13 protein-coding genes and 1 pseudogene are annotated in these 10,049 nt (G+C 39.3%); 11 read left to right on the top strand and 3 right to left on the bottom strand.

Features of this window, described 5'->3' with window-relative positions; translation table 11 throughout:
- The 11 genes from traM to BGO59_RS18465 all read left to right on the top strand — a co-directional run.
- On the top strand, positions 1-1,025 hold a 1,025-nt coding region (gene traM, locus BGO59_RS18515), incomplete at its 5' end, for a conjugative transposon protein TraM (protein WP_293685458.1).
- Between the two features lie 24 nt (positions 1,026-1,049).
- A complete protein-coding gene (traN, locus tag BGO59_RS18510) occupies positions 1,050-1,943 on the top strand; it encodes a conjugative transposon protein TraN (protein WP_066436433.1) in 894 nt (297 codons plus the stop codon).
- 20 nt (positions 1,944-1,963) lie between these two features.
- Positions 1,964-2,524, top strand: coding sequence for a conjugal transfer protein TraO (locus BGO59_RS18505; protein WP_013632611.1), 561 nt, complete (start codon positions 1,964-1,966; stop codon positions 2,522-2,524).
- Between the two features lie 12 nt (positions 2,525-2,536).
- Positions 2,537-2,986 carry a DUF3872 domain-containing protein gene (locus BGO59_RS18500; RefSeq protein ID WP_013632610.1) on the top strand — a complete coding sequence of 150 codons (450 nt, stop codon included), beginning with the start codon at positions 2,537-2,539 and terminating at the stop codon, positions 2,984-2,986.
- Positions 2,987-3,245: 259 nt separating this feature from the next.
- Positions 3,246-3,518: a molybdenum ABC transporter permease gene (locus tag BGO59_RS18495; protein WP_066436434.1), complete on the top strand. Its 273-nt coding sequence runs from the start codon at positions 3,246-3,248 to the stop codon at positions 3,516-3,518.
- 473 nt (positions 3,519-3,991) lie between these two features.
- Entirely contained in the window at positions 3,992-6,163 is a 2,172-nt protein-coding gene (locus tag BGO59_RS18490; RefSeq protein ID WP_013632607.1) for a TonB-dependent receptor, read from the top strand.
- Positions 6,164-6,167: 4 nt separating this feature from the next.
- Positions 6,168-6,962 carry a cation transporter gene (locus tag BGO59_RS18485; RefSeq protein WP_013632606.1) on the top strand — a complete coding sequence of 265 codons (795 nt, stop codon included), beginning with the start codon at positions 6,168-6,170 and terminating at the stop codon, positions 6,960-6,962.
- A gap of 158 nt (positions 6,963-7,120) precedes the next feature.
- A complete protein-coding gene (locus tag BGO59_RS18480) occupies positions 7,121-7,432 on the top strand; it encodes a helix-turn-helix domain-containing protein (RefSeq protein ID WP_066436440.1) in 312 nt (103 codons plus the stop codon).
- Positions 7,413-7,700, top strand: coding sequence for a helix-turn-helix domain-containing protein (locus BGO59_RS18475; RefSeq protein ID WP_066436443.1), 288 nt, complete (start codon positions 7,413-7,415; stop codon positions 7,698-7,700). Before BGO59_RS18480 ends, BGO59_RS18475 begins: the two co-directional genes overlap by 20 nt.
- 278 nt (positions 7,701-7,978) lie before the next feature.
- A complete protein-coding gene (locus tag BGO59_RS18470; RefSeq protein WP_091520313.1) occupies positions 7,979-8,266 on the top strand; it encodes a hypothetical protein in 288 nt (95 codons plus the stop codon).
- The gene (locus tag BGO59_RS18465) at positions 8,248-8,697 is read left to right on the top strand and encodes a response regulator transcription factor (RefSeq protein ID WP_066436445.1); all 450 of its coding nucleotides are present in this window, start codon (positions 8,248-8,250) and stop codon (positions 8,695-8,697) included. Before BGO59_RS18470 ends, BGO59_RS18465 begins: the two co-directional genes overlap by 19 nt.
- A gap of 240 nt (positions 8,698-8,937) precedes the next feature.
- Here BGO59_RS18465 and BGO59_RS18460 read toward each other — a convergent pair whose 3' ends face one another.
- The 3 genes and pseudogenes from BGO59_RS18460 to BGO59_RS18450 form a co-directional block, all read right to left on the bottom strand.
- Positions 8,938-9,270, bottom strand: a complete 333-nt coding sequence (locus BGO59_RS18460) for a penicillin-binding protein (RefSeq protein ID WP_066436448.1) — start codon at positions 9,268-9,270, stop codon at positions 8,938-8,940.
- A gap of 23 nt (positions 9,271-9,293) precedes the next feature.
- The gene (locus BGO59_RS18455) at positions 9,294-9,725 is read right to left on the bottom strand and encodes a hypothetical protein (protein ID WP_066436453.1); all 432 of its coding nucleotides are present in this window, start codon (positions 9,723-9,725) and stop codon (positions 9,294-9,296) included.
- 4 nt (positions 9,726-9,729) lie between these two features.
- Positions 9,730-10,049 (bottom strand): annotated as a pseudogene (locus tag BGO59_RS18450) (hypothetical protein); the annotation flags it as partial.

Raw genomic sequence — 10,049 nt, 5'->3', positions numbered from 1 at the left:
CCACGCTTTCTGATTATTGGAATACTGAAGACAGTGCATCTGCTGACAATGAAGAAAACTTACCTGAAGAAGATGAAGAAAGCAACGGCTTTGGCGGTGGTGGCAGAAATTCGGGACGAAACGGAAATTCTGCATTGAACAGCTACCGTAATGCACAAAGCACACTGGGTTCATTTTATAATAATGACAATGCTGAAACAATGGAACTCCGTAAGCAAGTGGACGAACTGAAAGCAAAGTTGTCGGAAAAAGATGTGCCACCTGTGGCCACCGTTGACGACCAACTCAAATTAATGGAGAAATCCTATGAAATGGCAGCAAAGTATCTTCCCCAAAATGCCAATACCGGAAACGCTGCTCCTGCCATCGGTGCAACTCCTGCTGCTGCGGGTGCTAACCAAAAAGAGCAATTTGTATCGTTCACACCAACAAGAAAGAACATTGTATCAGCCTTGTACCGTGAACCGTCGGACAGTGCCTTTGCAGCCGATTGGAGCCAAACAAAAAACAGGGGGTTCTATACCGCAGGTTCTACTGAAGAGGTGGTACAGCCTAAAAACAGTATCAAAGCCTGTGTACACGAAGCCCAAACGGTAGTTGGCGAAACGGGTGTGCGTTTACGCCTGTTAGAGCCTGCCAAAACCCCGCAACGTACCATCCCCAAAGGAACAATTGTAACGGCTAATGCCAAATTTCAGAATGGCAGGTTACAATTAAAAGTTACTTCGGTAGAACTGGAGGGCAATATCATCCCGGTAGATATTACTATTTATGATTTGGACGGACAGCAAGGTTTATATGTTCCGTATTCGCCTGAAAGAAATGCGGTTACGGACATTGTAGCCAATATGGGCAATGCCACAGGTTCGAGCTTCAGTATGAGTTCTACTCCTGGACAGCAAATTACTTCTGACCTAAGTAAAAGTGCAGTGCAAGGTATTTCGGGCTATTTCGCTAAGAAAGTAAGAACGCCAAAGGTTGCACTCAAAGCAGGCTATCAGGTCTTTCTTGTATCTAAAAAATAATGTTGAACTCAAATAAATAAAACAATGAAAAATCATTTAAAAACCTTTTGGGCTATTGCCCTTATACTCGGCTTTGCTGCACAATCTAATGCACAGGACAGCATCAGAACACCACTTGCATTGGGCAAGATAGAGCCGTACCGTATGGAAGTTACCTACGATAAAACCTCGCACCTGATTTTCCCGACTGCCATTCGTTACGTGGATTTGGGCAGCGAATACCTTATTGCAGGGAAAGCCGAAGATGCGGAAAACGTGTTGCGTGTAAAAGCATCTGTAAGGGACTTTGAGCCGGAAACGAATTTTTCCGTTATTACGAATGACGGACGTTTTTATAGTTTCAACGTGTATTACAGTTCCTACCCGGAGGCAATGAGCTATGACCTGCTCACGATGCAAAAAGCGGTGGATAAAGCCAAAGGTAACGATGTGCTTTTTGAAGAACTGGGCAACAATTCGCCGTCACTGGCAGGCTTGCTTTTGGAAACCATTTACAAGAAAGACAAACGCATTGTAAAGCATATCGGTGCTAAGAGTTTCGGCATTCAGTTTATACTAAAAGGGATTTACATACATAACGGCAAATACTATTTCCATACTGAATTGAGAAACCGTGCCAATGTTCCTTTCGAGATTGATTTCATCAATTTCAAAGTAGTGGATAAAAAGGTAGCTAAACGCACCGTAGTCCAGGAACGCCCTTTAACTCCTTTGAGAACTTACAAGCCATTGGACGGTATTTCCGGAAAATCGACCGAACAAAATGTGTTCCTGTTAGACCAGTTTACCATTGCCGATGATAAGGTACTGCTGATTGAGATTTTCGAGAAAAACGGTGGCAGGCATCAAACATTGCACGTCGAAAATTCCGATTTAATCAAAGCCCGTTTGATTGACGATATGCACCTGAAATTTTAATAACCCTTTAAAGCAAGAATATGAAAAAGTATATCTATACCGTGCTGTTTGTCCTGATAGGCATCACGGCTGCACAGGCGCAAAGAATGCTGCCGAAGCAGAAAGGATTGGAAATAAGTGCAGGTGTATTGTCCGATGATAAGATTGGCAATGATTACTACATCAGCGCAGCAATGACGGTAAACGGTAAGAATGGTAACTATCAGCTTTGGGCGTTGGAATATACCCACCAGTACCACGGGTATAAAGACCTCCGCATACCGCAGGAAACCTATTCCGCAGAGGGCGGTTACAGCTTCTTTTTGTTGGGCGATGCCCGTAAGAACATCACGCTGAATTTCGCCGTAACAGGTGTGGTCGGTTACGAAACCATCAACCGGGGCGAAACAATGTTGTACGACGGTGCGAAGATATTGAGCGAAGATAATTTTATCTACGGTGCAGGCGGTCGCCTCACTTTTGAAACGTACCTGTCCGACCGTTTTGTATTAGTCCTGCAAGGGCGTACAAAAATCCTTTGGGGTACGGATTTACAACAGTTCCGACCGTCAGCAGGTGTGGGATTAAGGTTTAACTTTTAAAACGTAAAAACGATGATAGCAATATTCAATAAATTCAGAACGGGGCTACTGCCACTATATGTATTCCTGACAATCCTCACAGCTTCGGTTACGTTGGTATCTTGCAGCAAAGATGATGACCTCGAAATACAGAACAATTTTCCTTTCGAGGTCAATGTAATGCCAGTGCCTAAAGATGTTGCAAACGGGCAGACCGTAGAAATACGCATTACCATACAGCGTACAGGCAATTACAGCAATACGCAGTATTTCCTCCGTTACTTTCAATTTGACGGGCAGGGAACATTGCAATACTACAACGAACCGCCGTATCAGCCCAATGACCTGTACCAATTACCAACGGAGCAGTTCAGGCTGTACTACACTTCAACGTCTGCCGTTTCACAGTCTTTTGACGTTTGGATTTCGGACAGCTTCGGGAATGAAAAGCAGATAACTTTTCAGTTTAACAGCAGCGATTAAGAGCAGTATTTCAATTCAAAAAAAAACGGCTTATCTGATTGGTAAGCCGTTTTTAATTTTCAGCCGGGCAGTGTATTTCAAAAGAAATAATTTCTTATCCTTGTAATCTATTTCAGTGTTGAGTAAGGTTTTATTTCCATAAACAATGAAAGAGGCTTGCCTTTTGGGGTAAGCCTCTTTCGCATTTAATTCACATCGTTTACAGGCTGAAACAAATATTTTTCGTAAATTCAAACAGTGGAAATAAAGTGTTTTTGTTATGGTCGCATCATTGGTTATAGGTATCATATTTTTGGTTGCAGGCTTGGGACTTCGTTACTGGATTAACCGCAGGAAGTTTTACAGGCGCAGCCCTATGGGAGCAGAGGGTTTCTCATCTTATGAAAGTTCGGTTTTCATTAAATTGATTGAAAGGGTTGGTAAATGGATAGCTTACGCACTGATTATTTTCGGTCTGTTGTCACTGTGGGTTTATTCCCGTGAGAAAAAGGAAAAACAGCAGCCTGAAGTAAAAACCGAACAATCTCGATAAAAAAACTATTCGCTTTAACTACCTCCACAAGATTTGTGAGCTAACGCAATTAATTTTTATTTAACTTTGTATGGTGAAGTTTATATCTTTAATATTAGCCGCCTATGTATTGCTTTTATCAGCAGTACCGACTTTTATTGAGGATAAATGTATGCAGAAGCATACTACCGAACAAGGACAAAACGGACAGGATGACCAAGATTGTAATAAGGGATGTTGCTCGCCTTTTTTTAGTTGCAACACCTGTACAGGATTTGTTTTAACTACTTTTCATTTCTCTATTGTCCATTCAGTAAAAGAACCGCAACGGAAGTTAGGAAATATGCTGACCCCACCTGTTTCTGATTTTCCATTTTCCATTTGGCGTCCCCCGCAACTTGCTTAATGTATAATGCTTTCAGCACAAATTAATTAAAAAGCGATGTCTTTGCATCGTCATAGCTTATTTATATACATTAAGTATCATTTTTACAATGAAAAAAATACTCATTGTGTCATTTTTTATGGCACTCAACCTTTGTGTATATGCACAAAATACATTAAACATTGTTGTAAAAAACAGTGAAACAAAAGAACCCTTGATTGGTGTAACAACATCTATAAAAGGCACCTCAATTGGAGGAACCTCGAACGAAAAAGGACAGATTATATTATCGAATATTCCTGATGGAATACAGGAGATACATTTTAGCTACGTAGGCTTTGAAGAGTTTATTGAAAAAATAGAATTTCCACTAAAGGATACCAATGTTATTGAAATTCTGCTCAAAGAAAATTCAGAGGAATTAGAGGGTGTTGTAATTACATCTACCCGAAGTACAAGAAGCATACAAAATATTCCTACACGTATTGAGTTTATTGGAAGTGAGGAGTTGGGAGAAAAAGGGAATATGAAACCGGGAGATATTCGTATGCTTTTGGCAGAAAGTACAGGTATTCACGTACAAACTACGTCGCCCACAAGTGCCAATGCGAGTATCCGTATTCAGGGACTTGACGGACGATATACACAAATCCTTAAAGACGGTTTTCCGATTTATTCGGGAGCTTCAAGTGGTTTGGGCTTATTACAAATTCCGCCACTTGATTTAAAGCAGGTTGAAGTTATCAAAGGCTCAACTTCTACACTTTACGGAGGTGGAGCAATAGCAGGATTAGTCAACTTGATTTCCAAAACGCCAACTGATGAAAGAGATTTACGCTTTCATATCAACGGAACATCAGGGAGAGGTTTAGACATTAATGGTTTTTATGGGCAAAAATTCAATAAAATTGGAACAACTATTTTCGCTTCGCACAACAGAAACGGAGCTTATGACCCTGCAAAAATTGGTTTTTCCGCCATTCCAAAGTTTGAACGCTTCGTATTGAACCCTAAATTATTTGTTTACTTCAATGATAAAACGAAACTGAATTTTGGCATCAATACAACCATAGAGAACCGTTTGGGCGGCGATATACTTTACATCAAGGGCAAAGGGGATAATACGCATCAATATTTTGAAGAAAACAAAACACAACGCTATTCCACACAATTTGTTTTTGACCATTTAATTAATGAAAACAGTTCTTTTCAAATCAAAAACAGTGTAAGTTATTTTAACCGCAATACGGCTATTCCCACTTACGAGTTTGAGGGAACGCAAACAGCCACTTTTACGGAAGCTAATTATACTTACAGCAAAGAAAAGTCAGAATGGGTAACAGGCGTTAATATTTGGACGGACAATTTTAAAGAAAAGCAGATTACAGTATTTCCGTTAAGAGATTATAGCCAAACCACATTTGGGGCTTTCGTCCAAAATAATTTTAAAGCTACGGATTGGCTTCAATTGGAAGCAGGTTTAAGAACGGATTATGTTATAGATTATGGGGCTGTATTCTTGCCAAGAGTATCGGCGCTATTCCATATTGCAAACGGATTAACATCAAGGATTGGCGGCGGATTTGGATATAAAACACCCACTATCTTTACCGAAGAAAGCGAACGCTTACAATATCAAAACGTAATGCCAATTAACAATAAAACCAATAAACTGGAAAAAAGTTATGGTGGAAATGCAGATATAAATTACCGCACTAATATTGGCGATGGTTGGTCATTCAGTATCAATCAATTATTCTTTTATACCTATTTGAATAATCCTCTATTACTTGAAAATCCATCAGCTAATCTCTATCAATTTGTAAACTCTACTGGTTACATCCATACAAAAGGAACAGAAACCAATATCAAAATCGGTTACGATGATGTGAAATTATTTTTAGGGTACACTTATACAGATGCACAGTTACACCAAAATGCAACAACTACCGAAAGCCCGTTAACCCCAAAACACCGTATTAACTCGGTTTTAATGTATGAAATCGAAGACAAATGGAAAGTTGGTTTAGAAGCCTACTATTTCAGCCCGCAAAAGCTGAACGATGGAACAACAGGAAAAGACTATTGGACTTGTGGATTTATGGCTGAAAAGATTTGGGAAAGGTTTTCGTTATATGTCAATTTTGAAAATTTCCTTGATACAAGGCAGACACGTTTTGGCAACATTTATACAGGTACAATTAGTAATCCTATATTTAAAGACATTTATGCACCATTGGACGGATTTGTCATTAATGGCGGAATAAAATTTAGACTTTAAGAAGATGAATAAAACCATATTCAATATAACTAAAATGGATTGCCCAAGTGAGGAGCAATTAATCCGTATGAAATTGCAGGATTTCGATATGGTAAAGTCATTGGAATTTGATATTCCCAGTAGAAAACTAAATGTTTACCATAGTGGAAAACCAGAGCCGATTTTTTCGGCTTTGGAAACATTAAACCTGAATACGTCATTGATTTCAACTGAAGAAAGCAATGCAGTTCTTGAAACAGATACAAGCAATGACCAACGGAAACTACTTTGGACTGTACTGATTATCAATTTCGTTTTCTTTGGATTGGAAATGTTGTTCGGTATTTTTTCCAATTCAATGGGATTGATAGCAGACAGCTTGGATATGCTTGCAGACAGTATTGTTTACGCTTTGGCATTGTTTGCTGTTGGGGGTACGATTGCAAGAAAAAACAATATCGCCAAATTTGCAGGTTACTTTCAAATTCTGTTAGCCGTTATCGGTTTTGTTGAAGTTATCAGACGTTTTATCGGAATAGAAGCGATGCCTGATTTCAAAACAATGATTGTTGTTTCTGTTTTGGCGTTGATTGCAAACGTACTTTGTCTTTATCTATTACAAAAGAACAAAAGCAAAGAAGCCCATATGCAGGCTTCGATGATTTTCACTTCCAACGATGTTATAATCAATTCGGGTGTTATCATTGCGGGATTATTGGTCAATTGGCTCAATTCGAGTTATCCGGATTTGATTATTGGGGCAATTGTATTCGTGATTGTGGCAAGAGGTGCATATAGAATACTGAAGTTGGCAAAATAAAATAGCAGCAAATCATAGCCCCGAAATTCGGGGCTTTTTTTGTACCAAATCTTACTACTAACGCCAAACGCTGCCTTTCAAAGCCAAATCCTGCAACATTCTCCAACGCTGCAATAAGCCTTTATAAATTCGACTTCCACAGCAAAATTGAGCAAACTATGGAAGTAATCACAATACAAAAGTCCGTACTGGAGGGAATGAAAAATGAGCTGAAAGCACTTTTGGAACTGACCGAAAATGCTACGAAAAAATACACGCCAATTTTCAAAGAAGAAAAATGGCTCGATAACCAGGAAGTGTGTCTGATGATGAACATTACCAAGCGGACTTTGCAGACGTATAAGGACAAAGGACTATTGCCCTATTCCCGACTGAACCGTAAGAATTATTATAAACGCTCGGATGTACAGGCTTTGCTCGAAGCCGGACAGCCGTACAATACCGTTGAAAATGGATTTATTCGAGAATGACGAAATCATTGCCCATCAGGAAATGATAACGCTGCTAAGAACCCGTATCGAAAGTATATTGAAAAATTACCGTCCTGTAATGAACGGGGAAATATACCTGTCGGGCGAAGATGTGTGTAAGCTGCTCCATATCAGCAAACGAACTTTACAGCAATACCGTGATGACAATATCCTGCCGTATATACAGATAGGCGGTAAGATTATTTATAAGGAAAGCGATATTCTGACAATACTTGAACAGAATTATATTTCACAAAAAACAGTTTGACTGTAATCTTTTTTGTACTATATGCAGTCAAAAAGGCACGAGTTTAGTATCTTTGTTGTCGAAAATATAGAAAATACTTAAAGTGTTTTTGCTTTAAGTCCCACATTGAAAACTGGTAATTTTTAGACAACGGGACAGATAAGTAAGAACGCTCACGTCAAAAGGCGTGGGCGCTCGCTTATTCGTTGTCGGGCATACCAGTGCCTCAATGTGCGGTAAGTGTAGTTGCCTGCGCTCTTTTTTTGTGCCAGGCATCCACAACCTAAAACATTAAGGCTATGGAGAATGAGCATATTTTTTACCCCGAATTTGACTATCCTGCATCCCATCTATCTGCATTCACTCTCTGCATTGATGTTTTTATCGTATCTCTTAAAAACGGGGAAATTGTTCGTTTCAAGCCTCACGAAATAGCACACTTTAAAGAATGGCTTAATCATTTTAAGGTCAGGGACATTACGGTTAATAATGGCTTACCTCACGTTGACAGAACATCTGATTTATCTAAGTCTAAATACGGATTTTTCAATTTTATCAAAAGAAGAAAATGGGTAAAGAAAAAATAATTAAGATAGGAATGATAGACGACCACGACTTACTTAGGAAAGGTATCTGCGATTTTATACGGGACGACGATAATTTTGAAATCGTATTTGAAGCGGAAAACGGCAAATTAGCACTGAAAAAAATGGAGCAAATTGAAGTTATTCCCGATATAATGGTTGTTGATATAAATATGCCTGTAATGAATGGTTTTGAAACTGCTAAAGCATTGCTTGAAAAATATCCGCAAACCAAAATCTTGGCTTTTAGTATTAACGATGATGTGCAGGATGTGGTTAAAATGCTTAATAGCGGGGCAAAAGGGTATATCCTGAAAGGCGCAGACCCCGAAGAACTCAAAAAAGCCATCACGGTACTAAACGACGGAGGGCGTTATTTCAGTGCAGGTGTAGCTGAAGTAGCAAAAGAATATTACAAACAGTTTCCGCAATAGCAGGTTTCTTTGTTACTTTCTTTTCCGCTGAACTCACGAAAGAAAGTAATCACTCTAATCTAATTATGGGATAACGAATATCCCACGCAATAACGCTGCAACCTGTTTGGTAAAATGAAAAGGATTTGTAAGGGTGCATTTTGCTAAAGGGGATTGCACCAATTTAAAGCAAAAAGACTGCCCGACCATCGGGAGGATCTGTCTTTTTGCCGCCCGACTTTTCGGGTCAGGCGGCTTGTATTAGTTAATCGTTTTTAAATACTCGTAGTATCTTTCCGTTATATCCTTTCCTTTCCTGAAAGTGTCATTGGTATAACTGTAATGCTCTTCAAAAAACTTAACTTCTTTAGTGGTAAGGTCTATTAAATAGCGGTAATATGCGTTTATCCGCCTTTCATCCATCGTGCAATACTCTTTAAGCATTAAGAGTTCTTGCTCGCTGTTATCAAGGGATAACAAGGGCAAAAAAAGCCTTTCAACGATATAGCCCTGTTCGGGTGCGCTGCTGCTGTCGGCAACGCATACAAGGGATTTACCGTTACTCAATTTGATGTGAAGATTTGAACGTGTCATAATTTGAAATTTGATTTTTCTGATTAAGCAATTAATTGGGTTAATAAAAATTCTTCCGTCCAAAATTCTTCGCTCGTATGCTTCCCGTATGCTGTATAGTAGCCTGTACCGTTTGCCCTTAATACAAGCCTGTAACAGTCCAGTCGGTTTTCAGGTACGGTAAACGTTTCCTGCTCTTGCTCGTCAAGCTCCACAAATATCCATTCATTACCGTTTAGCAATTCTTCAATATTCGGGTTGTCGTTTTCGCCTGTCCTATAAAAATCTACTGCTGTATCATAGTAATTCATTGAGCAGAAATAGTGATTGCCCTCTAACGGCTTAACTAATGCAAGCCGTTTTGCCTGTTCTGTTTTCCATTCTTCGGATAGGTGGATAATTGCAAACTCGCAATTATCCCATTCGCTGTTGGCTTTAACCAAAATATGTGCTGTCGCTTTATCTGATAGTTTCATCGTTCTAAATTTTAATGGTGTTTAATTGATTTTCGCTTTTACGCTCTAACAAATTGTCGAGTATTTCCCATTCGCTGTCGTACTCTGTTCCCTCAAAATGGTAGGTGTCCGTTTCCTCGTCTAATTCATAGCTGTCAAAGTCCTGGCTATCTAAACAGGTATCCGTTAGTATTCCTTCTTCAAATATTGCCTGACCATATACTAAGCATCCTAATTCCTCATAGTCCTGTGTGAAATTCACTTTGAAATGTTCGGCTATCTGCTTAACGGCATCCGTATTTGGCGACCATTTTGTTTCATACTGGAATACACCCGCACTTTCAT

Source organism: Spirosoma sp. 48-14, assembly GCF_001898575.1.
Classification (GTDB): Bacteria; Bacteroidota; Bacteroidia; order Cytophagales; family Spirosomataceae; genus Spirosoma.
The sequence above is the reverse complement of the archived record's forward strand: the minus strand, read 5'-3'. Positions and strand labels throughout refer to the sequence as shown.

Coding starts and splice junctions, on each gene's coding strand:
- BGO59_RS18490 (WP_013632607.1), top strand. CDS start 3,992: ATGAAAAAAATACTCATTGTGTCATTTTTTATGGCACTCAACCTTTGT.
- BGO59_RS18485 (WP_013632606.1), top strand. CDS start 6,168: ATGAATAAAACCATATTCAATATAACTAAAATGGATTGCCCAAGTGAG.
- BGO59_RS18495 (WP_066436434.1), top strand. CDS start 3,246: ATGGTCGCATCATTGGTTATAGGTATCATATTTTTGGTTGCAGGCTTG.
- BGO59_RS18500 (WP_013632610.1), top strand. CDS start 2,537: ATGATAGCAATATTCAATAAATTCAGAACGGGGCTACTGCCACTATAT.
- BGO59_RS18460 (WP_066436448.1), bottom strand. CDS start 9,270: ATGACACGTTCAAATCTTCACATCAAATTGAGTAACGGTAAATCCCTT.
- BGO59_RS18455 (WP_066436453.1), bottom strand. CDS start 9,725: ATGAAACTATCAGATAAAGCGACAGCACATATTTTGGTTAAAGCCAAC.
- BGO59_RS18480 (WP_066436440.1), top strand. CDS start 7,121: ATGGAAGTAATCACAATACAAAAGTCCGTACTGGAGGGAATGAAAAAT.
- BGO59_RS18470 (WP_091520313.1), top strand. CDS start 7,979: ATGGAGAATGAGCATATTTTTTACCCCGAATTTGACTATCCTGCATCC.
- BGO59_RS18475 (WP_066436443.1), top strand. CDS start 7,413: ATGGATTTATTCGAGAATGACGAAATCATTGCCCATCAGGAAATGATA.
- traN (WP_066436433.1), top strand. CDS start 1,050: ATGAAAAATCATTTAAAAACCTTTTGGGCTATTGCCCTTATACTCGGC.
- BGO59_RS18465 (WP_066436445.1), top strand. CDS start 8,248: ATGGGTAAAGAAAAAATAATTAAGATAGGAATGATAGACGACCACGAC.
- BGO59_RS18505 (WP_013632611.1), top strand. CDS start 1,964: ATGAAAAAGTATATCTATACCGTGCTGTTTGTCCTGATAGGCATCACG.